General features: G+C 75.3%; 21 protein-coding genes. 9 read left to right on the plus strand and 12 right to left on the minus strand.

All coding sequences use genetic code 11. From position 1 onward, the window contains the following. The first annotated feature begins 49 nt into the window (after positions 1 to 49). Positions 50 to 1,030: a helix-turn-helix transcriptional regulator gene (locus BFL37_RS09785; protein ID WP_086514938.1), complete on the plus strand. Its 981-nt coding sequence runs from the start codon at positions 50 to 52 to the stop codon at positions 1,028 to 1,030. Positions 1,031 to 1,045: 15 nt separating this feature from the next. Here the strand turns inward: BFL37_RS09785 and BFL37_RS09790 are convergent, their stop codons facing one another. Beyond that, positions 1,046 to 3,034 (minus strand): APC family permease, encoded by a 1,989-nt coding sequence (locus BFL37_RS09790; RefSeq protein ID WP_086514939.1) that lies wholly within the window; start codon positions 3,032 to 3,034, stop codon positions 1,046 to 1,048. A 491-nt stretch (positions 3,035 to 3,525) separates the two neighbouring features. On the opposite strand from BFL37_RS09790, the gene BFL37_RS09795 reads away from it, so the two are divergent. Further along, positions 3,526 to 4,875: an LPXTG cell wall anchor domain-containing protein gene (locus BFL37_RS09795; RefSeq protein ID WP_086514940.1), complete on the plus strand. Its 1,350-nt coding sequence runs from the start codon at positions 3,526 to 3,528 to the stop codon at positions 4,873 to 4,875. Positions 4,876 to 4,974: 99 nt separating this feature from the next. On the opposite strand, the gene BFL37_RS09800 is transcribed toward BFL37_RS09795, so the two are convergent. Beyond that, positions 4,975 to 6,204 (minus strand): multidrug effflux MFS transporter, encoded by a 1,230-nt coding sequence (locus tag BFL37_RS09800; RefSeq protein WP_086514941.1) that lies wholly within the window; start codon positions 6,202 to 6,204, stop codon positions 4,975 to 4,977. Between the two features lie 154 nt (positions 6,205 to 6,358). Between BFL37_RS09800 and BFL37_RS09805 the strand changes: the two genes are divergently transcribed. Continuing rightward, positions 6,359 to 7,189, plus strand: a complete 831-nt coding sequence (locus BFL37_RS09805) for an oxidoreductase (protein WP_086514942.1) — start codon at positions 6,359 to 6,361, stop codon at positions 7,187 to 7,189. On the opposite strand, the gene BFL37_RS09810 is transcribed toward BFL37_RS09805, so the two are convergent. The 7 genes from BFL37_RS09810 to BFL37_RS09840 all read right to left on the minus strand — a co-directional run bounded on the left by BFL37_RS09810 (position 7,174) and on the right by BFL37_RS09840 (position 11,563). Further along, the gene (locus tag BFL37_RS09810; RefSeq protein WP_086514943.1) at positions 7,174 to 7,611 is read right to left on the minus strand and encodes a VOC family protein; all 438 of its coding nucleotides are present in this window, start codon (positions 7,609 to 7,611) and stop codon (positions 7,174 to 7,176) included. The genes BFL37_RS09805 and BFL37_RS09810 overlap by 16 nt on opposite strands. Positions 7,612 to 7,619: 8 nt before the next feature. Next, positions 7,620 to 7,877: a hypothetical protein gene (locus BFL37_RS09815; RefSeq protein WP_086514944.1), complete on the minus strand. Its 258-nt coding sequence runs from the start codon at positions 7,875 to 7,877 to the stop codon at positions 7,620 to 7,622. Between the two features lie 69 nt (positions 7,878 to 7,946). Further along, a complete protein-coding gene (locus BFL37_RS09820) occupies positions 7,947 to 8,144 on the minus strand; it encodes a hypothetical protein (protein WP_086514945.1) in 198 nt (65 codons plus the stop codon). Between the two features lie 66 nt (positions 8,145 to 8,210). Continuing rightward, positions 8,211 to 8,909: a potassium channel family protein gene (locus BFL37_RS09825; protein WP_241533944.1), complete on the minus strand. Its 699-nt coding sequence runs from the start codon at positions 8,907 to 8,909 to the stop codon at positions 8,211 to 8,213. Then, positions 8,902 to 10,266 carry a TrkH family potassium uptake protein gene (locus BFL37_RS09830; protein WP_086514946.1) on the minus strand — a complete coding sequence of 455 codons (1,365 nt, stop codon included), beginning with the start codon at positions 10,264 to 10,266 and terminating at the stop codon, positions 8,902 to 8,904. Before BFL37_RS09830 ends, BFL37_RS09825 begins: the two co-directional genes overlap by 8 nt. Before the next feature lie 62 nt (positions 10,267 to 10,328). Beyond that, the gene (locus BFL37_RS09835) at positions 10,329 to 10,991 is read right to left on the minus strand and encodes a methylated-DNA--[protein]-cysteine S-methyltransferase (protein ID WP_086514947.1); all 663 of its coding nucleotides are present in this window, start codon (positions 10,989 to 10,991) and stop codon (positions 10,329 to 10,331) included. After that, a complete protein-coding gene (locus BFL37_RS09840) occupies positions 10,988 to 11,563 on the minus strand; it encodes an RNA polymerase sigma factor (protein WP_086515298.1) in 576 nt (191 codons plus the stop codon). Before BFL37_RS09840 ends, BFL37_RS09835 begins: the two co-directional genes overlap by 4 nt. Before the next feature lie 347 nt (positions 11,564 to 11,910). Here BFL37_RS09840 and BFL37_RS09845 point away from each other — a divergent pair, with 347 nt between their 5' ends. The 6 genes from BFL37_RS09845 to BFL37_RS09870 all read left to right on the plus strand — a co-directional run bounded on the left by BFL37_RS09845 (position 11,911) and on the right by BFL37_RS09870 (position 18,722). After that, positions 11,911 to 12,648: a response regulator transcription factor gene (locus BFL37_RS09845; RefSeq protein ID WP_086514948.1), complete on the plus strand. Its 738-nt coding sequence runs from the start codon at positions 11,911 to 11,913 to the stop codon at positions 12,646 to 12,648. Between the two features lie 269 nt (positions 12,649 to 12,917). Then, positions 12,918 to 14,210, plus strand: coding sequence for an LPXTG cell wall anchor domain-containing protein (locus BFL37_RS14820; RefSeq protein WP_086514949.1), 1,293 nt, complete (start codon positions 12,918 to 12,920; stop codon positions 14,208 to 14,210). A 177-nt stretch (positions 14,211 to 14,387) separates the two neighbouring features. Further along, complete coding sequence (locus tag BFL37_RS09855) at positions 14,388 to 15,602, plus strand: Gfo/Idh/MocA family protein (protein ID WP_172403788.1); 1,215 nt, start codon at positions 14,388 to 14,390, stop codon at positions 15,600 to 15,602. A gap of 78 nt (positions 15,603 to 15,680) precedes the next feature. Continuing rightward, positions 15,681 to 16,367 (plus strand): hypothetical protein, encoded by a 687-nt coding sequence (locus BFL37_RS09860; RefSeq protein WP_086514950.1) that lies wholly within the window; start codon positions 15,681 to 15,683, stop codon positions 16,365 to 16,367. 169 nt (positions 16,368 to 16,536) lie between these two features. Continuing rightward, positions 16,537 to 17,259, plus strand: a complete 723-nt coding sequence (locus tag BFL37_RS09865) for a YcnI family protein (RefSeq protein WP_086514951.1) — start codon at positions 16,537 to 16,539, stop codon at positions 17,257 to 17,259. Beyond that, positions 17,256 to 18,722, plus strand: a complete 1,467-nt coding sequence (locus tag BFL37_RS09870; RefSeq protein WP_086514952.1) for a PepSY-associated TM helix domain-containing protein — start codon at positions 17,256 to 17,258, stop codon at positions 18,720 to 18,722. Before BFL37_RS09865 ends, BFL37_RS09870 begins: the two co-directional genes overlap by 4 nt. Before the next feature lie 33 nt (positions 18,723 to 18,755). Here the strand turns inward: BFL37_RS09870 and BFL37_RS09875 are convergent, their stop codons facing one another. From BFL37_RS09875 to BFL37_RS09885, 3 genes are all read right to left on the minus strand, one after another. After that, a complete protein-coding gene (locus tag BFL37_RS09875; protein ID WP_086514953.1) occupies positions 18,756 to 19,769 on the minus strand; it encodes a LacI family DNA-binding transcriptional regulator in 1,014 nt (337 codons plus the stop codon). Positions 19,770 to 19,821: 52 nt separating this feature from the next. Continuing rightward, the gene (locus BFL37_RS09880; RefSeq protein ID WP_241533945.1) at positions 19,822 to 20,529 is read right to left on the minus strand and encodes a Pr6Pr family membrane protein; all 708 of its coding nucleotides are present in this window, start codon (positions 20,527 to 20,529) and stop codon (positions 19,822 to 19,824) included. A 94-nt stretch (positions 20,530 to 20,623) separates the two neighbouring features. Then, the gene (locus BFL37_RS09885; RefSeq protein ID WP_086514955.1) at positions 20,624 to 21,823 is read right to left on the minus strand and encodes a glycosyltransferase family 4 protein; all 1,200 of its coding nucleotides are present in this window, start codon (positions 21,821 to 21,823) and stop codon (positions 20,624 to 20,626) included. Positions 21,824 to 21,876 lie beyond the last annotated feature (53 nt).

A 21,876-nucleotide genomic window follows, 5' to 3' on the forward strand; every position in this document is an offset into this window, starting at 1 on the left:
CCGGGGGTGGAGGTCAGGGACGGTCCTCTACTCCGGCGAGACTGGATCCATGATCGGGAGCTCGTCGCGGATGCTGTCCCTCCTGTCGCTGCTGCAGACCCGGCGGGACTGGCCGGGGCGGATCCTCGCCGAGCGCCTCGAGGTCACCCCGCGCACCGTCCGCCGTGACGTCGAGCGGCTCCGCGAGCTCGGGTACGAGATCCGCTCGGTGAAGGGGCCGGACGGCGGCTACCGGCTGGCGGCCGGGGCGGAGCTGCCGCCGCTGCTGTTCGACGACGAGCAGGCCGTCGCGATCGCGGTCGCGCTCCAGGCGGCGCCCGCGATGGGCGTCGACGTCGACGAGGCGGCGGCGCGCGCCCTGGCGACCGTGCGGCAGGTCATGCCGTCGCGTCTCCGGCACCGGATCGACGGCATCCGCTTCACGGGCGCGGAGCCGGAGCCCGGACCGGGCGCCGAGCCCCGCGTGGATCCGGCGGTGCTGGAGGCCGTGAGCGCGGCGGTCCGCGACCGGCTGACCCTGCGCTTCGACCTGGCCGACCGAGTCGGGCAGGAGGGATCGTCCCGACGCGTGGAGCCGCACGCGATCGTGGCCCGGCGCTCGCGGTGGTACCTCGTGGCGTGGGACCTCGACCGCGACGACTGGCGCACCTTCCGGCTCGACCGGATGCGGCCGCGCACGCCGACGGGCCCGCGGTTCGCGCTGCGGGAGCTGCCCGCGGCGGATGCGCGGTCGTTCCTCGCGGCTCGGGCGAGGGGATCTGAGTCCGAGGACCGCTGGCCGTGCACGGGCGAGGTGCTCGTCGAGCTGCCCGCCCGCGCCGTGGCGCCGTGGATCGGCGACGGCGAGATGGAGGAGGTGTCCGCGACCTCGACGCGGATCACCGTCGGCTCGTGGTCGTGGACCGGGGTCCTCGCCGCCGTGGCCCGCTTCGACGCGCCGTTCTCCGTGATCGGCCCGGAGGAGCTGCGCGAGGCGGCCGGCGTGCTGGCGGCGCGCCTCCGATCCGCGCAGGATCCGCCGCGCCCCTGACGGGAGGTCGCCCCCTCAGCTCACGTGCACGTCCGGCCGCCGGGACCGCACCGGCTCGGCCCGCCGCAGCACCTCGCGCGTGACGGGCGCGACCTCGCCCGTGCCCGTCACGAGGAAGCGGAGGAGGTTGCCGACGGGGGACCCCTCCGTCCACTCGAAGTAGACGCTGGGCTTCACGCCCGTGAGGTCGCGCACGGCCAGCAGCACGGCCGCGATCGTGTTGGGCACGTTGCCGCTCGTGACCCGGAGCACGCGGAAGCCGTGCCGCACGACGCCCTGCACCAGGAGGTCCTCCTCGAAGTTCGAGGAGTCGCCCGGGGTCACCTCGAGGAAGATCACGGGGGCGCGCGCCGGGATCCCGCTGTCGCGCCGCTCCTCGCTCGCCTTCCGCCGGTACTCGGCGTCGTGCTGCTCCTCGGTGAGCCCCTCGCCGGGCTCGTCCGGCTCGTGCGCGATGATGCTGACCGCGCCGTAGTCCTCCGCGTCCTCGACCACGAAGGCGCGGGCCCGCTCGTCCATCGTGAGCGAGGTGGCGCGCAGCTGGAACGAGCGCTGCACCCGGCTGACGCTCGAGACCACGAGGATCCCGAGGATGAACAGCGCCGCGATGCGCACGCCGTCCGGCCGCTCGATGACGTTGACCACGGTCGTGTACGCGAACACCGTCGCGATGGCGGCGAAGCCGATGGTGCGCTTGCGCTGCCCCGCCTTCCGGGCCGAGAGCGTCACCGCGGTGGAGGCCGAGGTGATGAGGACCAGCACGCCCGTCGCGTACGCCCCCGCCTGCGCGTTCACGTCGGCCTGGAACACGAGCGTCACCAGCACCGCGATCGCCGTGAACACGAGCACGAGCGGGCGGACGGCGGCGGCCCAGTGCGGCGCCATGCCGTAGCGCGGCAGGTAGCGCGGCACGATGTTGAGGAGGCCGGCCATCGCGGAGGCGCCCGCGAACCAGAGGATGCAGATCGTGCTGATGTCGTAGAGCGTGCCGAAGCCGTCGCCGAGGAAGTCGTGCGCCAGGTACGCGAGCGCGCGCCCGCTGGCCGTGCCGCCCTCCTGGAACTCGGCCTGCGGGATCAGCATGGTGGTCACGAAGCTCGACGTGATGAGGAACGCGCTCATGATGAGGGCCGCGGTCGTCAGCAGCCGCTTCGTGCCGTGGATCCGGGTGCGCGGCACCCCGTCGGCGTCGTCCCCGCCGCGCACCTGCGGCATCAGGGCGACGCCGGTCTCGAAGCCGGAGAGGCCGAGCGCGAGCTTCGGGAACACGATGAGCGCGATGCCCACCATCACGAGCGGGTTGCCGTGCTGCGCCGTGAGGGCGGCCCACCAGTCGTCGACGATCACGAGGTTGCCGGCCACGTGGAAGAGCGAGACGACGATCACGATCGCGTTGAGGGTGAGGAACACCGCGACGAGCGCGACCGCGATGGAGATCGCCTCGCGGAACCCGCGCAGGAAGACGAACGCGAGCGCCGCGATGAGCACGAGCGTCAGCAGCACCTCGTTGCCCTCGAACCAGGCGGGCGCGAACGGGTTCTCGATGGCGTGCGCGGTCGCATCCGCCGCCGACAGCGTGATGGTGATGAGGAAGTCCGTCGCCGCGAACCCGAGCAGCACCAGCACGAAGAGCTTGCCGCCCCACCAGGGGAGGAGCCGCTCGAGCATGGCGATGGATCCCTCGCCGCGGGGGCTCTCGCGCGCAACGCGCCGGTAGACGGGGAGCGCGCCGAGGAGCGTGAGGAGGACGAGCACCAGCGTCGCGAGCGGCGACAGGAGACCTGCCGCGACCGCCGCGATGGCCGGCTGGTAGCCGAGGGTGGAGAAGTAGTCGACGCCCGTCAGGCACATGACGCGCCACCACGAGTGCGTCTTCTCGACCGTCTCGGCGTGCGGGCCGGGGTGCGCGCCGGACGCGCCGGGCAGGCCGTCGAGGAGCCAGGCGGTGAATCCCGCGCGCCGCCGCCGCTGCTCGGGCGCCCGCAGGAGCTTCGGGCCGCTCACGAGCGGGCCGCCGAGGCGGGGAGGTGGAGCGGGGACGTCATCTGACCGTGATCCGGGCGGTGCACGGGGATCCTCCTGAGGCGGCGCCGGGACCCCGTCTCGCGGATGCGACGGTCGGGCCCGGCAGCATCGTCGCCTCATCGTGCCACCTCGGGGCGGGATGCGGGTGGGCGTGCAGGGTGCGGTCATGCGGGCGGGCGTTCCGCGGATGGCCGCCACGCGCGGCGCCCGATGTCGCGTCCCGCATCGGGGCCTCCACGAGCACCCCAGAACAGGGGCGGTCCGCGACCACGATCCGCATGGATCCGCCCGTGTACGCCGTGCGGGGCAGCGGACGTCATCCTCGGGGCGGAGGGGCCGATCCATACAGTCGGTGGTGGGGAGCTGATCCTCCCCACCGCGTCGCCGAGGCCCTGGGACGCGTTCCCTCTCCGCACGTCCGCGGCACAGCGATGACGCGGATGCGCGGTCCTGCACACCTTGGAGATGTCATGACCCGCACCACCACCACGACCGCCGCTCGCGGCCGGTCCTTCCGCCGCGCAGCCGTGGGCGCCTGCCTCTCGGCGTCGCTCGCCCTGCTGCCCCTCGCGCTGGCGCCCGCCGCGCACGCCGCGACGGCTCCCGTCGACGCGACGCCGACCGCCGTCGAGGCGACCCCTGCCGCCGAGGCTTCCGTCGCCGCCGAGGCTCCTGCCGCGACGCCGACCCCCGCGGCGACCCCTGCCATCGATGCGTCCGCCGAGGACGCGACCCCGGTCCCCGCCGCCACCGGGGAGGCCGTGCCCGTCGTCGATGCGCCCCTCGAGCCGGCCGCCGCGGCCACGCCGAACCCCGCATCCGCGGTCGGCGCACCGACGCCTGCCGCGGAGGCCCCCGGCGTCGAGCGGCCCCTCACCTGGACCGGGCCCGACCTGGGAGCGCCCCTCACCATCTCGAAGGGCGTGCCCTTCACCGGCATCGGCTACCCGGGCAGCCTCGTCTCGGCCACGTACACCAATGCCGACGGCCAGCTCGCGATCGCGGGCTACGGCTTCGTGGAGGACGACGGCACGTGGTCCTTCGCCGCCGACTTCGGCGACCTGACGGAGGGCGCGACGACCGCGCGCGTCACGGTCACGCAGGTGGCGCTCGACACGGAGGAGCCCCTGACGCAGGACCTCGCGCGCACCATCCGCTTCGCCGAGGCCCCCGTCGGGCCGTTCGTGCGCGGCGAGGTGGGCTTCACCCTCGAGCGGATGACGCTCAGCATCTCCGAGGCGAAGGACAAGCGCATCGGGATCCGCCCCGCCGCGACCGGCTTCCTCCGCTACGAGGCCGTCGAGGTGACCATCCAGGACGAGGACGGGCAGTACGTCGGCGTCAACATCGACAGCGTCGGCGGCGTCGACCCCGGGATCCCCATCGATCCCCCGGTGGGCACCCGCTCGCTCCAGGACCGCGTCCGCGCGGACGAGGACGGCACCTACCGCCAGGACCTCTCCCTGTACGGACCCCTCCAGCCGGGCAAGTACTTCTTCGTCGTCCGCGGCCTGGAGTCGGGCATGGCGCAGGGCATCGACTTCTTCCTGACGGCGGACGAGGCGGCGACGCCCGTGATCCCGGACCTCCCCACGCAGCCCGGCACGTCCGTCCCGGCGCCCGCCGCGCCGTCGGTCGTCCCCGCGGGCACGGCTCCGAAGCCGATCGCGAAGCCCGTCTCCCACGGCGACCAGCTCCCCGTCACGGGCACGGACGGGGCTGCCGCCCTGGGCCTCGGCGGTCTCGCCGCCGTGATGGCGCTCGTCGGCGCGGGTGCGGTCGTCGCCCGTCGCCGCCTGCGCTCGAGCTCCGCGGAGTAGCGCCCGCATCACCGCGCGTGACGACGGCCGGATCCCTCGGGATCCGGCCGTCGTGTCGTGCGGGCGGCGCGCCCCGACGCCCTTCCGTCCCGACCGCGGTCATCCGCCGGCGCGGGCCCGCGAGGCCCACAGCTGCGCGGCGAGCCCGACCACGATGAAGCCGCACATCAGCGATCCCATGGCGGTCGCGGTGCCTCCGAGCGCGCCCGCGAGCGGTGTCGCCAGCCCGCCGAGCCCGAACTGCAGGCCGCCGACGAGCGCCGAGGCCGTGCCCGGGTGCCGATGGCCGAGCGCCTGCGTCAGGGTGATGGAGCCGGGGATCACCCACCCCCAGCCCGCGGTGACGAGGGCGAGGGCCGGCCAGACCAGCGCGGGGCCCGTCCCCGCGAGGGCCCCGACCAGCACGAGGGTCGAGCCGAGCGCGCAGGTGGCGAGGCCGACCGTGAAGAGGCGGTCCTCGTCGAAGCGTCCGATGAGGCGGCGGAAGACGAGGGTCGACGCGATCATGCAGGACGCGTTCGAGGCGAACACCAGCGTGTAGAGGGCCTCGCCGAAGCCGTACTGCTCCTGGAAGACGAAGGAGGAGGTGGCGATGTAGGAGAAGAACCCGATGGTCGCGGCGCAGCCGGTGACGAGGTACCAGCGGAAGCGGGGGATCCGCAGCAGCTCCGCCATGCGGCCGAGGACGGCGCGCGGCGACGTGCCGCCCGCGCCGGTGCGGACGAGCGTCTCGGGGAGCAGGCGAGCCGCGGCGACGGTGAGTGCGAGGCCCAGCGCCGCCAGGACGAGGAACGCGGCGCGCCAGGACGAGAACGTCAGCACGAGGCCGCCGACGAGCGGGGCGACGACCGGTCCGACCGAGTTGACGACGGCGAGCGTCGCGAAGAGGCGGCTGCGGAGGGCGCCGGTGGAGGCGTCGCCGACCATCGCGCGGGCCGAGACGGCCGCGGCGGCACCGCCCAGGCCCTGCACGACGCGGGCGAGGATCAGCGTCGTCACGTCGGGCGAGATCGCGCAGACGACGCTGGCGACGGTGAAGAGGGCGGTCCCCGTGAGGAGGATGCGCCGGCGGCCTGCGCCGTCGCTGATCGGCCCGATCACCAGCTGCCCGACGGCGAACGCGACGAGGAAGGCGGTCAGCGTCAGCTGCACCGACGCCGTGGAGGCGTCGAGGTCGGCGGCGATGGCCGGCAGGCCGGGGATGTAGAGGTCGGTCGCGAACGGCGAGATGCCGACGATGAGGGCGACGGTGAGGAGCGGACCGCGGCGCGCCGTCCACGACGTGCGCGGGTCGGGGTCGGAGTCCGGGTGTCGGGCGTCGTCGCTCATCCATCCCGACGGTAGCCCGGTTCCCGCCGGAGCGGCGGTGGCGGAGGGGAAGCCGGTCCCGCTCGCCCAGCCGCCGCGGCCCGATGCGCCTAGCCTCGACGAGGGCCGCGCCGCACCGGCCGCCCCACCGCATCCACGAGGAAGAGGAACGCGCATGACGACCTGGCTGATCACGGGATGCTCCACCGGACTCGGGCGCGCCTTCGCCGTCGAGGCGCTGGAGCGCGGGCACGACGTCGTCGTCACGGCGCGCGACGCCGCGAACGTGCAGGACCTCGCCGACCGCTTCCCCGAGCACGCCCTCGCGCTCGACCTCGACGTGACCGACCAGGCGCAGGTGTCGCTCGCGGTCGACGAGGCCACCGCCCGCTTCGGCGGGGTCGACGTGCTCGTCAACAACGCGGGCTACGGCTACCGCGCGGCCGTCGAGGAGGGCGACGACGAGGACGTCGCGCGCCTGTTCGACACCCAGTTCCACGGCAGCGTCCGCATGATCAAGGCCGTGCTGCCCGGCATGCGCGAGCGCCGCAGCGGCACCATCGTGAACCTCTCGTCGATCGGCGCCGCGCGGACGGGCGCCGGATCCGGCTACTACGGCGCCGTCAAGGCCGCCATCGAGCAGATGACGATGGCGCTGCGCACCGAGCTCGAGCCGCTCGGGATCGTCGCGACGGTGGTCGCGCCCGGATCCTTCCGCACCGACTTCTCGGGCCGCTCGCTCACGCAGTCGTCCACCGTGATCGACGACTACGCCGCGACCGCCGGCAAGCGCCGCAAGGAGAACGACACCACCGACGGCACGCAGCCCAACGACCCCGCGCTCGGCGCGAAGGTGCTCGTGGACGCGGTCGAGGAGGGCGCTCCCTACTACCTGCTGCTCGGCGCGGACGCCGTGGAGATCGTCACGGGCGCGCTCGACGACCTGCGCGCCGACGTCGACGCCTGGGCGGAGCGCAGCCGGTCGACGGTTTACGACGCGGACTGATCCTCGGGCGCGACGAAGACGCAGAAGGGGTGGCCCGCGGGATCCCGCAGCACGAAGAGGGGCTCGTCCGGATCCGCCGACCGGTCCTGCAGCACCTCGGCGCCGAGCGCGACCGCACGCGACCGCTGGCGCTCGAGGTCCGCGACGGATCCGACGGTGAGGTCGAGGTGCAGCATCTGCGGCGGCGATCCCTCGGGCCAGCGGGGCGCGGGCATGCCGGGCGCGAGCTGGAAGGCGAGGCGGCGGGCGCCGTCGTCGTCGACGAGGACGAGCCAGTCCGGATCCGGGTCGGTCGCATCGGGCTCGTCGCCCGGCCGGTACCGGAAGCCGAGCAGCTCGCGGTAGAACTCGGCGAGGCGGCGCGGATCCGGCGCGTCGAGGACGGTCTGCAGCAGGCGCGGGTGGCCGGGCGAGGTGGACATGCCCCTGTCTACGCCGTCGGGGGCGGGTCGTCGTGCGCCGCGGCGACGTCGCGCTCGCGCTTCTTCGGCCGCACGCTCATCACGAGGAAGGTGACGCCGAGGATCACGAACGGGAGGCCGGCGACGCGGGTGTCGTCGAGGGTCAGCATCAGCACGAGGCCGAGCATCGCGAACACGATGCCCAACGAGGCGTTCGTGCTCGAGGAGTCCGCGTCGTCCTCCGCAGGCGGATCCGCGGGGTTGCCGGGTGTCGTCGGATCGGTCATGGGCCCACGCTAGGGAGCCGAGCCGCGCGCCCGCGTCCGCCTCGTGGGGGACGCGGTCGGGCGCGGCGGTCAGCGGGATGCGTCCCGGCGACGCCACCGGACGATCGTCGCCGCCAGGAACACGGTCGCGCTCACGACCATCAGCAGCGGGCCGAGCGGATCGAGGTCCTCGCGGGTCAGCGCGAGCAGCACGCCGATCGCGAAGAGCGCGGCGAGCCCCGCGTCGCGCAGGCGGCCGGCGCCGCCCGGGGTCCTCGGATCGCTCATGCGCTCAGGCTATGCGCGGGTCCCGTCCGCCCGCGTCCTCCCCGTGGCGGATCCCGCGCGACGCCGTCAGCGGAGCTGGCTGAAGGCCTCCACCCGGTCCGGGGCGCCGGCGACGAGGACGATGTCGCCCTCCTGCAGCACGGTGTCGAGGCTCGTGTACGTCCACCCGTCGGACGGCCGGTGGAACGCCGTGACGGTGACGCCGTACCTCGCCCGCACACGCGTCTCCGACATGGGCACGCCGAGGATCGCGAGCGGCGGCGTCGTCTTCACCAGCGCGAAGTCCCGGCTGACCTCGATGTAGTCCTCCATCGCCCCGCGCACCAGGTGCGCGACGCGCTTGCCCATGTCCTTCTCCGGCGACACGATGTGGTGGACCCCGAGCTGGGCCAGGATCTCCTGGTGCGGCTCGCTGACGGCCTTCGCCCAGATGGTCGGGATCCGCAGCTTCAGGAGCAGCGACGCCGTGAGGATGCTGGCTTGCAGATCGCCGCCGATGGCCACCACGACCCGGTCGAAGTCCGGCACGGCGAGCTGGCGGAGCACGTCCTCCCTGGTCGAGTCGGCCCGCACCACGTGCGTGAGGAGGCCGTCGTGGTTCTGCACGACCTCCTCCCGGTCGTCGATGCCCAGCACCTCGACGCCGCTGGCCATGAGCTCCAACGCGAGGGCGCTGCCGAAGCGGCCGAGGCCGATGACGGCGACGGAGTCCGCCTGGGCGATCCGTGTGGTGGGGGATCGGACGAGGGAGGGGAACCTAGCCAATGACGGGCCTTTCCTGAGGGAGCTCGTAGGTGATGCGGCGCGTGCGCAGTGCGAGCGCCGTCGCGAAGGTGATGGGGCCGAGGCGCCCGATGAACATCAGGAGGACGAGGATCAGCTGTCCGGCCGTCGGCAGGTCCGCGGTGATGCCCGTGGACAACCCGACCGTCCCGAAGGCGGAGACGACCTCGAAGAGGAGGCGGTCCGTGCTGATGTCGGTCAGCAGCATCAGCGCGACGGTGGCGATGACCACGACCGCGACGGCGAGGAGGACGACGGTGATGGCCTCGCGCTGCACGGAGCGGGGGAGCCGCTTCCCGAGCACGTTGACCGCGCGCTCTCCGCGGAGCTCGGTGAGGAGGATGAAGAACAGCACGGCGAAGGTCGTGATCTTGATGCCGCCCGCGGTGCCGCCGGGGCCGCCGCCGATCAGCATGAGCGCGTCCATGCCGAACCAGCTCGCCGGATCCATGGCGCCGGTGTCGATGCTGTTGAAGCCCGCCGTCCGGGTCTGGACGGACGTGAAGAACCCGGCGAGGATCCGTCCGGGCCAGTCCATGGCGCCGAGGGTCCTCGGGTTCGACCACTCGATGGCGGTGATGTAGACCGTGCCGAGGACGAGCAGCACGAGCGTGCCCGCGAGGACCAGCCGGGTCGTGACGGTCCACACGCGCGGCAGCGTGAGATGGCGGCGGAGCTGGACGATGACCGGGAAGCCGAGCCCGCCCACGATGATGGACGCCGCGATCGGCAGGCAGACGAGGGGGTCGGTGGCGTACGACATGAGGCTGTCGCTGAACAGCGCGAAGCCCGCGTTGTTGAACGACGACACCGAGTGGAAGGCACCCAGCCAGAGGGCACGGCCGAACGGCTCGCCGTAGCCGAGCCAGAAGCGGAGCGCGAGGGCGGTGGCGACGAGGGCTTCGGCGACCAGCGTGATCCGGACGACGCCGAGCAGCAGGCCGCGGAGGTCGCCGAGGCCCGTGCTGTGCGCCTCGGCCGCGGCGGTGATCCGCGAGCGGAGCGACATCCGGCGCACGACCGCGAGCCCGATGACGCTGGCGAAGGTCATGATGCCGAAGCCGCCGATCTGGATCAGCAGCAGGATGGTCACCTGGCCGAGCGGCGTCCAGTAGGTGGCGGTGTCGACGACGACGTGGCCTGTCACGCAGACGGCGGACGTGGCCGTGAACAGGGCCTCGACGAATGATGCTCCGCCCGGCCCCTGCTTGGCGACGGGGAGCATCAGCACGGCGGTCCCGAGGAGGATGGCCCCGGCGAACGCGGCGACGATGGCCTGGGCCGGCCGGAGCAGCTGACGACGCATCCCGCGGGTGGCCGGGGGCGGGCGCTCGGGCATCCGCTCACCATACGCGGACGCGGGCTGCCGTCCACGTCCCCGGGCGGGAGCGGACGGCGACGTCATCGACCGTCCGCGTCGTGGCCGATCCGCCCCTCCAGCTCCAGCAGCGTCGTCTTCGCCGTGAGCCCGCCGATGTAGCCGCCGAGCGTGCCGTCGGAGCGGAGGACGCGGTGGCAGGGGATCACGATGGGCAGCGGGTTCGTGGAGCACGCCGTGCCGACCGCGCGCGTGGCGGCCGGGCTGCCGGCGGTCTCGGCGACCTCGCGGTAGGTGCGCGTGGACCCGTACGGGATCTCCGGCAGCAGGCGCTGCACGCGGTCGCGGAAGCCGGTCGAGAGCATCCGGTCGAGCGGCAGGTCGAAGGAGCGGCGACGGCCGGCGAAGTACTCCTCGAGCTCGCGGGCGGCCCGGTCGAGGCGCTTCGGGGCGCGCAGGATCCGCGGGCCGAGCCGGCGCGCGAGGTCGCCCAGCACGGTGTCGTGGTCCTCGCGGGAGTAGGCGACGCGGATCAGGCCGCGCTCCGTGGCGGCGAGCAGGAGCGGGCCGACGGGGGAGTCGATGGTCGTGAAGCCCACGTCGAGGGCGCCGTCGGCCTCGGCCCGGTCGGCGAGGCGGAGGCGGAGGGCGGCGAGGGCGGGCGCGGTCGGGTCGGCGCGGTCGAGCGCGTCGGCGTCGAGGAAGGGGGCGTCGTCGGTGCGGGGGTCGTCGGCGGGGTCGGTCACGGTCGTCCTCCTCGGGCGGCGTCGGACGTGGGTGCGGCTGCGGGTGCGGATGCGGAGGCGGCGGGCGACGGCGACGCGGCGGGACCAGGGGCGCCGCCCGGCGGATCCGCCCCCATCGACCGCCGCAGGCTCGCGACCCCGTCCGCCGCCGCGCGCCGCACGGCCTCGGGCGTCCCGCCGACGATGGCCGCCACCTCCGCGTACGGCAGCCCGCCGAGGTACCGGTACGCGACCGCGAGCCGCTGCCGCTCGGGCAGCGCGGCGACCGCGCGCCAGAGGTCCGGGTCGTCGGATCCCGGCACGCCGAGGTCGGAGATCCGCTCGGGCACCTCGTCGACGGGGAGCGCGCGGCGGCCGCGGGCGCGGATCGCGTCGAGGGCCTTGCGATGCGCGATGGTGACGAGCCAGGCGCGCACGTCGGCGCGCGGCCCGAGCCGCGGGTACGCGACCAGCGCCGACAGGAACGTCTCCGACCACGCGTCCTCGGCGTCCGCGTGCCCGCCGAGCACCGCCCGGCACACGCGGAGCACCACGGCGCCGTGCTCGGTCACGACCCTGTCGAACGGCTGCATCATCTCCACACCGGGTAGACGCCGGGGCGGGGTGATCCGTGAGGTCGGCGTGCGGATCAGTCTCGCGGATCCGGCGCCCGTCCGGCAGCCCGGTGAGCGGCCCGTCCGACAGCCCGCCGCGATCGCCGCGCACCTGCGGACGCGCCGTGCGCCTCCTCGCCGTCTCCGATGCCCCGCCCGTGCACGCCGTGGGGACTACCCGTGACGGTCCCCGGGGATGACGCCCCGCGGCTCCCCGGTGGCGAGGATGGAGACGCGGCCCACCCCCGGCCGCGCGCTCCGCAGGGAGCATCCGCCGCCGGCCCGTCCCCCGGGCCGGCGGCGGCACACGACGGAAGAGGATCCGCATGGGCAGCACCCTGAGCTCCGCCGCACGCGACGACGAGCAGGCGGTGCCCGGGCAGGCCCCCCGCGTGCTCCGCGTCTTCGTGGTCGACGAGGAGGCGCCCATCACGCAGCTGCTGTCCCTCGCGCTGCGGATGGAGGGCTGGGACGTGCGCGTCTTCGCCACCGGCCGCGCCGCCGTCGGCGCCGCCGTCGAGGCCGCGCCCGACGCGATCCTGCTCGACATGACGCTGCCCGACGTCTCGGGCGTGGAGGTGGTGGGCGAGCTGCGGCGCGCCGGCGTCGCGACGCCCGTGCTGTTCCTCACCGGCCGGGACTCGCTCGAGGACCGGCTCGCCGCCTTCGGCGCGGGTGCGGACGACTACGTCACCAAGCCGTTCGGCCTCGAGGAGGTGGTCGAGACGCTGCGCGTGCTCTTCCGCCGGCGCGGGCTCGCCCCGGCCATGGTCACCGCGGGCGACCTCGTGCTCGACCCGGTCACGGGCGAGGCGTGGCTCGCGGGCGTGCCGCTGGACCTGGATCCGATGGACCTCGCCGTCGTGCAGGCGCTCGCCGAGGAGCCGAGCAGGCGGCTCTCCCGCCGCGAGCTGGTGCGCCGGCTGGCGGATGCGGGCTGGGGTCCCGTCGCGCCGCGCGCGCTGCTCGACCTGCCGTCCGTGACGGGCCGACGGGCGGGCCGCGACCAGGTCGTCCTGCTCGCCGTCGCGGGCGATGACCTCGTGCTCGCACCGGCCGTCTGACGCCCGCCCGGGCCGGAGCCGGCGACCCGCGGGCACCCCAATCCGGGGGTCGATCCCGCGTGTCACCGCCGCAACTCCGGGGATCACGAGTCACACGCGTCACACTGCGCCAAGAATTTCCCCAGGTGGGTAGCGGGAATCCCTACAGTCGGCGGTGGGAAGGAGATCCTCCCCGCCGCGTCCTGGAGACCCCGGAGCGCGTCCCCTCTACCGCACGATCGCGGCACAGCAATGGCGCGCACGGGCGGTCCTGCACCACTGGAGATGCCATGACCCGTCCCACCCCCGCCGCAGGTCGCGGCAGGTCGTTCCGTCGCGCTGCTGCCGGCGCCTGCCTCTCGGCCTCGCTCGTGATCCTGCCGCTGGCCATGGCGCCCGCCGCCCACGCCGAGACCGTCCCCGTCGACTCCGCGCCCGTCGCCGTCGAGACGCCGGCCGTCGAGGCGCCCGCCGCCACGCCGACGCCCGCCGTAGAGGCCCCGGCCGAGGACGCGACGCCGACGCCCGCGCCCACCGAGACCGCCGACGAGACGGCCCCCGTCGCGGACGCCCCGGTCGAGACCACGCCGACCCCGGCCGTCCCGACCACCCCCGGCGCCCCCTCGACCGGCCTCCCGACGCTCGAGCCGACCGCGCCCGTCGTCGAGCTGCCCTTCACCTGGACCACGCCCGACCGCGGCGTCGCGCTCCCGATCAACGAGGCCGTGCCCTTCGCCGGCACCGGCACCGCGGGCAGCATCGTCACCGCCAGCTACTTCAACGCGGTCGGCGTCAAGGCCATCGCCGGCATCGGCATCGTCGGCGAGGACGGCGCCTACGCCTTCCCCGCGAGCTTCACCGAGCTCCTGCAGGACTCGAAGACCGCCAGCGTCACGCTGACGCAGGTCGGCCTCGACCTCACCGTCAAGGGCGAGATCCGCGGACTCGTGCGCTTCGCCGAGGCGCCCGTCGGCCCGTTCGTGCGCGCCGAGGCGTCGTTCTCCACCATCTCGCCGATCTCCGTCACCGAGGCCACCAGCCTCCTCGGCGGCCTGAAGGTGAACGCGACCGGCTACCTCCGCTACGAGGCCGTCGAGGTCACGGTCACCGCGCCCGACGGCCGCGTGATCCAGCTCAGCGACGAGAACGCGGGCGTCGGCGTCGGCACCCGCTCGCTCAAGGACCTCGTGCGCGCCGACGTGGACGGCACGTTCGCGCAGCCGGTCATCCTGTTCGGCGACGTCCAGCCCGGCACGTACCAGGTGTCCGTCGCGGGCCTCGAGTCGGGCCTCACCCAGGGCGGCACCGTCGAGCTGACCGGCGAGGACGCGGGCGGACCGGTCATCCCGGGCCTGCCCACGCTGCCCGGCACGCCCACCCCGGCGCCGACCGCGCCCTCGATCGACCCCGCGGGCACCGCCCCGAAGCCGATCCAGAAGCCGGCCGCGCACCACGACGACACGCTGCCCGTCACGGGCACCGACGGCGCCGCGGCCCTCGGCCTCGGCGGCCTCGGCGCGCTGATGGCGCTGGCCGGCGCGGGCACGCTCGTCGCCCGCCGCCGCATGCGCTCCGCGGAGTAGCGGGACGGCGCCACCGCGCCACGCACCACGCCCGACGACGGCCGGATCCCTCGAGGTCCGGCCGTCGTCGCGTGCGGCGCCGCCTTGTCCCGGCCCGCGGCCTCCCCGTACATTTGACGGGATCCGCAACGAATCACCGCCCGTGGATACGCACCCTGTATGAGACGAAGGAGTCCCATGTCCGACACGCAGCCCGCCGCCCCCGCCACGACGACCGGAGGCGGCCTCGGCGTCGCGATGATCGGCCACGGCTTCATGGGCGCCGCCCACTCGCAGGCCTGGCGCGTCGCCCCCGCGTTCTTCGACCTGCCGCTCGCGCCGCGCATGGTCTCCGTCGTCGGACGCGACCAGGCGCGCACGCAGGAGTCCGCGGACCGCTGGGGTTGGGACCGCGCCGAGACTGACTGGCGCGCGGCCATCGAGCGCGACGACATCGACGTCGTCGACATCTGCTCGCCCGGCAGCACGCACGTGGAGATCGCGGTCGCCGCGCTCGAGGCCGGCAAGCACGTGCTGTGCGAGAAGCCGCTCGCCAACACGGTGGAGGAGGCCGAGATCATGGCGGCCGCCGCCGAGAGGGCCGCCGCGAAGGGGATCCGCGCGATGGTCGGCTTCAGCTACCGCCGCGTGCCCGCGATCACGTTCGCCCGCGACCTCGTCGCCCAGGGCGCCGTCGGCGAGCTCCGCCAGGTGCGCGCGCTCTACCTGCAGGACTGGCTGACCGACGCCGAGGGGCCCATGACCTGGCGCCTCGACAAGGACGCGGCGGGATCCGGCGCGCTCGGCGACATCGGCGCGCACATCGTCGACGCGGTGCAGTTCATCACCGGCGAGGACCTCGACGCCGTCAGCGGCCTCCTCCGCACCTTCGTCGAGGAGCGCCCGCTGCTGGCGGAGACGCGCGGCCTCGGCGGCGTCGCGTCGAGCGAGCGCGGGAAGGTCACGGTCGACGACGCGGCCTACTTCACCGGCAAGCTCGCCGGCGGCGCGCTCGCCAGCTTCGAGGCGACCCGCATGGCCACCGGCCGCAAGAACGCGCTGCGGCTGGAGTTCAGCGGATCCGACGGCGCCATCTCCTTCGACCTCGAGCGCCTGAACGAGATCGAGCTGTACGACGCGACCGCGCCCGCCGACCGGCTGGGCTTCCGGCGGATCCTCGTCACCGAGCCCGAGCACCCCTACACGGCAGCGTGGTGGCCCACCGGGCACGGCCTCGGCTACGAGCACGCCTTCACGCACCAGGTGCGCGACCTCGTGCACGACATCGCCGAGGGCCGCGAGCCGCAGCCCTCCTTCGCCGACGGGCTCCGCGTGCAGCGCGTGCTCGACGCGGTGGAGCGCAGCTCGGCCGACGGCAGCGCGTGGAAGACGGTGGATCCCGTCGCGGGCTGACGCCGGCGGGCTGACGCCGGCGGGCTGACGCCGGCGGGCGCTCGCGTACCCTGGTCCGGACGACCGGGAGGCGGACGGGTGCAGGCACGGCAGGAGCGGACGCTGCGCGCGGCGCTGTCCGCCCTGGTCTGCACGCTCGTCACGGCGACCGCGCACGCGGCGGCCGGCGGCGGGATCCCGCATCCGCTCGTCCTGGCGCTCGCGCTCGTGCTCGGGGTCGCGCTGTGCTTCGCGCTCGGCGGCCGGCGCGTCACGCTCGTCCACCTCGTGCTCGCGATCGGCGCGACGCAGGGAGTGCTGCACGCCGCGTTCACGTTCGGCGGATCCGCGACCGGCGCCGGCACGTCCGCCTCCGCTGCCGCCGCCCCGGCCGCAGGCCACGCCCACGGGCACGCCGCGGCCGACGCCGCGCGCGCCCTGGCCGGCGGATCCGCCATGGCGGGGATGCCCCCGGGCCACGACGGCGACATGCTGCTCGCCCACGTGATCGCCGGGATCGTCAGCGTGTGCTCGCTGCGCGCGGGCGCCGACGCGGTCCGCCGGGTCGTGCGCGCCCTCGCCCTGCGCGTCGGCGCGGCCGTGGGCGGCGCCGTCGGGGTGCTCGTCGGCGCCGCGGTCGCGCTGGCCGCCGCGCTCGCCGAGCCCGCCCGCGCACCCCGGCCGCGCCGGCTCGCGAGCGACCTCCGTCCCGCGCGCCTGGTCTCGCTGCTCGACGCCCGGATCCAGGGCCGCCGCGGCCCGCCGTCGCCCGCGCTCGCCGCCTGATCCGCGTCCGCCGCCGCTCCCTCGGAGCCCGGGCGCGGTCCCGCGCGACCGCCGCGCCGATCCGCCCGCCCGTGCCCCGCGCGCCCGGGCGTGCCGACGTCGCGCCGCCGCGCGCCTCCCGCACGCCCGGACCGTGCACGGACACCCGTGCACCCACCGAAGGACAGCCATGCCCTCCCGCACCACGCACCCCGCCCGCCGACCCGCCCGCCGTCTCGGCCCCCGCCGGATCCCCGCCGCCCTCGGCGCCGCCGTCGGCCTCGCGCTCGCCGTCTCGGGGCCGCTCGCCGCCTCCGCGCACGTCGAGCTCGACGCCTCCTCCACCGCCCCCGCCACCCTCAGCGTCCTGACCTTCGCGGTCGGGCACGGCTGCGAGGGGTCCGCCACCACCTCCCTCGCGATCCGCTTCCCCGCCGACGTGCAGGCCGTGAAGCCGACCCTCGCGCCCGGCTGGTCGGTCGCCGAGCAGGAGGCGGCCGCCGGCACGACCGTCACCTACACGGCCGACACCCCGCTGCCGGACGCCCTCCGCGCGACCGTGCAGGTCGAGGCGCTGCTGCCCGTCGACGGCGCGGCCGGGGACGTGGTCGCGTTCCCGACGCTGCAGACCTGCGTCGAGGGATCCACCGACTGGGCCGAGACGCCCGCGGCGGGGACGGAGCCCGACCACCCCGCTCCGGCGATCACGCTGACCGACGCCGCGACCGGGGGCGGCGGAAGCGCCGCCGGCTCCGGCTCCGCGGCGGGCACGGAGGCCGCGGCCGTCGCTGCCGTCGCGCCCGTGGATCCGGTCGCGCGCCTCCTCGGCCTCGGCAGCCTCGTGGTGGGCGTCGTCGCCGTGATGCTCCTCACCATCGGCATGCGCCGCCCGCAGCAGGGCGGCCGCCGATGACCGCCGTGGACGACCGCGCGGACGCCGCCGGTCCCGCCGCCGAGCCCGATCCGCCCGCAGCGACCCCCGCGGTCGCCCGCCCGCAGCGAGGCTGGTTCCTCCCGCTGCTGCTCCGCCTGCACTTCCTGGCGGGGATCTTCGTGGGCCCCTTCATCCTCGTCGCCGCGCTCAGCGGCGCGGCCTACGCGCTCGCGCCGACCGCCGAGCGGGTCGTCTACGCGCACGAGCTGCATGCGCCGGCGACGGGATCCACCGTGCCGCTCGCCGCGCAGGTCGAGGCCGCGGAGGCCGTGGTCGGCGGATCCGGCGCGCTCGTCGCCGTCCGCCCGGCCCCCGCTCCGGGCGACACGACGCGCGTCATGTTCACGGGCGACGGCCTCCGCGCGAGCGAGAGCCGCGCGATCTTCGTCGACCCGGCCGACGCGTCCATCCGCGGCGACCTCCCCGTCTACGGCACGAGCGGCGCCCTCCCTCTGCGTTCGGCGATCAGCGACATCCACCGCACCCTCGGCCTCGGCGACGCAGGCCGCCTCTACAGCGAGCTCGCCGCCAGCTGGCTCGGCATCGTGACGGTCGCGGGCCTCGGCCTGTGGATCGCGCGCTGGCGCCGGTCGCCGCGCCGGCGCGACCTCGTCCGGCCGGAGGCGAAGGCCACCGGCTACCGGCGGATCCTCTCCTGGCACGCGTCGACGGGCGTCTGGCTCGTCGCGGGCGCGCTGTTCCTCTCGGCCACGGGCATCACCTGGTCGCAGTTCGGCGGGCAGAACGTGACCGGCCTCCGGGCGGCGCTCAGCTGGCAGACGCCCACCCTCACGACCGCGCTCCCGGGGGCGGGGGCGGGCGCGGCGTCGGCGGCGGATCCGCACGCCGGCCACCACGCGGCAGTCGCGCCCGCGACGACCGGGCCCGTGGATCCCGCGACCTTCGACGAGGTCCTCCGCGTCGCGCAGGGCGTCAACGTGGACACGGGGCTCGTGGAGATCACGCCGCCGAAGGAGGCCGGCACGGCCTGGACGGTGAGCGAGATCCAGCGCACCTTCCCGACCGAGGTCGACCAGGTGGCCGTCGACGGCAGCACGCTGCAGGTGGTGGGCCGCACCGACTTCGCCGACTACCCGCTGCCCGCGAAGCTCGCTCGGTGGGGGATCGACACGCACCAGGGATCCATGTTCGGCCTGCCGAACCAGCTCCTCCTCGCCGTGACGGCGCTCGGCATCGCCGCGATGGTCGTGTTCGGCTACCTGATGTGGTGGAAGCGCCGGCCCGGCGTCGCGCGCCCCGGCCGTCCGGCCCCGGCGGGCGCGCTCGTGCGGGCGCCGTGGTGGGGGATCGCGGCGGTCGTCGCGGTCGGCGTCGGCGTGGGGCTGTTCCTGCCGCTCGTCGGGATCCCGCTGGTCGGCTTCGTGCTGCTCGACGCGATGATCACCGCGGCGCGCGCGCACCGGGCGGGCGCCGAGGGCTGATCCCCTCGGCCGGGGCGGCCGGTCGCTCGCGGCTCAGCGGGCGGCCGGCGCCGGCCCGGTGGACGCCGCCACGTGCAGCCGGCACGGCAGGAGCGCGTGCGGCAGCTCGGTGGCCGTGCCGTCGAGCCGCGCGAGCAGCATCTCGACCGCGAGCCGGCCGAGCTCGGGACCGGGCGCGTCCATGGTGCTCAGCGCGGGCTCGACGAGCGCGCCCACCTCGGTGGACGACGCGAGCGAGAGGATCGAGACGTCGTCCGGGACGCGCCGCCCGGCCGCGTCGAGCCCGGAGATGAGGCCGCGCGCCGCCTGGTCGTTGAGGATCATGACCGCCGTGATCCCCGGATCCGCCGCCAGCAGCTCGCCCGCCGCCTCGCGTCCGCCCACCGGCGTCGGCGCGCACCGGGCGACCCGGCCGCCCAGCCCGCGCGCGGCGGTCTCCCGAAGGAACGCGCTCTCCGTGCGGGTCGTCGGGCCGTATCCGCGCAGCGGCCCGCGCTCGAGGTCCTCGACCAGGAGCCCGAACCGCCGGTGGCCGAGGTCCTGCAGGTGGTCGATGCCGTCCGCGACGGTGCCCTCGAAGTCCATGTCGACGAAGGGCAGGTCGCGGGTCTCCGCCGTGCGCCCGATCGAGACGAAGGGGACGTCGAGCGCCTGGAGCTCGCTGATGCGCGCGTCGTCCATGCGCACCTCCATCACGATGACGCCGTCGACGAGCCGGCCGCTCACGAGGTCGGACACGTCGTCCGGCGACGTGCCGGTGGGCCAGAGCACGAGGTGGTAGCCGAGCTCGGAGGCCCGCGTGGCCGCGCTCATGAATATCTCGAGGGCGATGCGGCTGAGGCGCTGCACGTCGGCGGGGAACAGCAGCGCGACGATGCGGGTGCGCTTGCTGGCGAGCGCCCGGGCCACGACGTTGTTGCGGTAGCCGAGCTCCTGCATCGCCCGGGTGACGGCCAGCCGGGTCGGCTCGGAGACGGCCTTGGTGCCGTTGACGACGAAGGAGACCGTGGCGATCGAGACCCCCGCGCGCGCGGCGACCTCTCGCATGGTCGGGATGGCGTCTCCTCGCGGTCGGGCGGCGCGTCGGGCGGACGCGTGCTCAGCGTATAGCGGGGATCGGCGCGCGGCGCGGCGCCGTCGGGGAGCGCAGGCGCGACACCGCGACGAGGGCCGCGGCGATCGCGCAGACGGCGAGCGTGAGGCCGACCACGTACTCGGCGACCGTGAGGTAGCCGCCGGGCGACGACGCCGGGTCGAGGAATCCGTACGGGTAGTAGGTGGCCGACCCGGTGACCTGGTCGCCGGTGAACGGTCCGCGGAGGAGCGTGACGGCGATCCAGGCGAGGGGGAACAGGATCACGCGGCCGACCGCGCCCAGCCGCAGCGGCCGCCGGTCGGGGGCGATGAGCCAGTCGAGGAGCACGATGGCGGGCACGGCCACGTGCACGATCTGGTCGGCCCAGTCCAGCTGCAGCGCCGGCGGCTGGGGCAGTCCGCGGAGCAGCAGGTTCCAGACGAGGCCCGTGATGACGAGGTAGACCGTGGAGGCCAGGCGCAGCGTGACCCAGCCGACGCCCGGATCCGCGACCCGGCCGCGCGCGAGCCGCACCGCGCCCACGACCAGGACGATCGCGGCGAGCACGTTGGAGTCCTCCGTGAAGAACAGGGCGAAGTCGAGGGACTTGCCCGCGATCCCGGTGACGCCGAGACCCTGCCAGTAGGCGAGGTTGACGTGGTACTGGGCGATGACGCCGACCAGGGCGGCGGCCGCGGTGGCGAGGCGGACGAGGGCGAGGATCCTGAGCACGGGAGACCGTCTCATGCGCGCGTGGGCGGAGCCGCCGACTGTCCACGGGGCGGCATCCCGAGGCCGGCCGAGGAGCGGCGCGGACGGGAACGGGTCACGCCGTCGCCGATCCGCGGTGGGCGCGGATGGCGCGTGCGCGCGCCTCCTCGACGCTCCGCGCGTGGGCGTCCGGGGCGACGGAGGCCGCGAGGCGCGTCGCGACGCGGGCCGCGGCGTCGATGGGGCGGCGGTCGACGGCCAGCCGCAGGATCGACTCGGCCAGCCCGTCCGCGTCGACGTCGTCCGCGAGCAGCGCGGCGCCGCCGAACTCCGCGCCGAGCACGGCGTCGCTGACGATCGCCGCGCGCCCCTCCGCGAACGCCTCCATGGCGATCATCGGCTGGTTGTCGAAGCCGTGCGAGGTGATGACCGCCGCGTGGGCGCCGCGGAGCAGGGCGGTGACGGCGGCGGTCGGCACGCGCCCGTGCACCGTGACCCCGGGCGGGGCGGGCGTGCGCGGCTCGCCGCCCGCGAGGTCGAGGTGCACGGCGCCGGGCGCGGACCGCTCCGCGACCCGCGCCATCGCCTCGAGCATCACGTCGAGGCGCTTCTCGGGCGCGAACCGCGCCGCCCACACGAGGCGCAGCTGCCCGTCCGGCGGCAGGGGCGAGGGCTCCCGGCGCGCGGCGCAGCTCGTGTTGGAGAGGACCTCGACCGCGGGCAGCCCGGCCGCCCGCAGCACGACGGCCTGGTGCGCGGAGGGGGAGAGCACGAGGTCGGCCTCGCGGCAGGCGGCGAGCGTCATGCCGCGCAGCGCGCTGTCGAGGCGGCGCGGGGCCAGGCGCACGCGCGGATCCGGGAGCCCGGTCATCGCGCGGTGCACGGCCGTGGCGGCGGGCGCGAGGAACCCGCCCCACGCCGGGCCGCGCAGGAAGAAGGTGTGGACGGTGTGCAGGGTCGGGATCCCCCGCTCGCGCCCGAGCCGCAGGGCGGTCGCCGCGAGCCCGTGCTCGGAGTGCGTGAGGACGAGGTCGGTGCCGGCCCGGTCGATCAGCGCGCCGAGGTCCCGGCGCGTGGCGGCGTCGGCGCGGATGAGCGGCAGGCCGAGGAGCGGGACGGGGAAGGTGGGCGCGACGTCGTGCAGGGCGACGCCCGTGCCGTGCAGCTCGCGGACGGAGGTGGCGTCCGGCGCCGCGACGGTGACCTCGTGGCCCGCCCGCGCGAGCGCGAGCGCCTGCTGGACGACGGCCGTCTGGGCTCCACCGAGGTAGGAGAAGGCGTAATCCATCACGAGGAGGGGGCGGAGCGTGTTCATCGCGGCTGACGGTAACCGCCCGGGCGCGTCGCGCGCTGGGGCCTGGGGAGACC

It is taken from the genome of Clavibacter michiganensis (genome assembly GCF_002151125.1).
GTDB classification, from domain to species: Bacteria; Actinomycetota; Actinomycetes; order Actinomycetales; family Microbacteriaceae; genus Clavibacter; species Clavibacter michiganensis_C.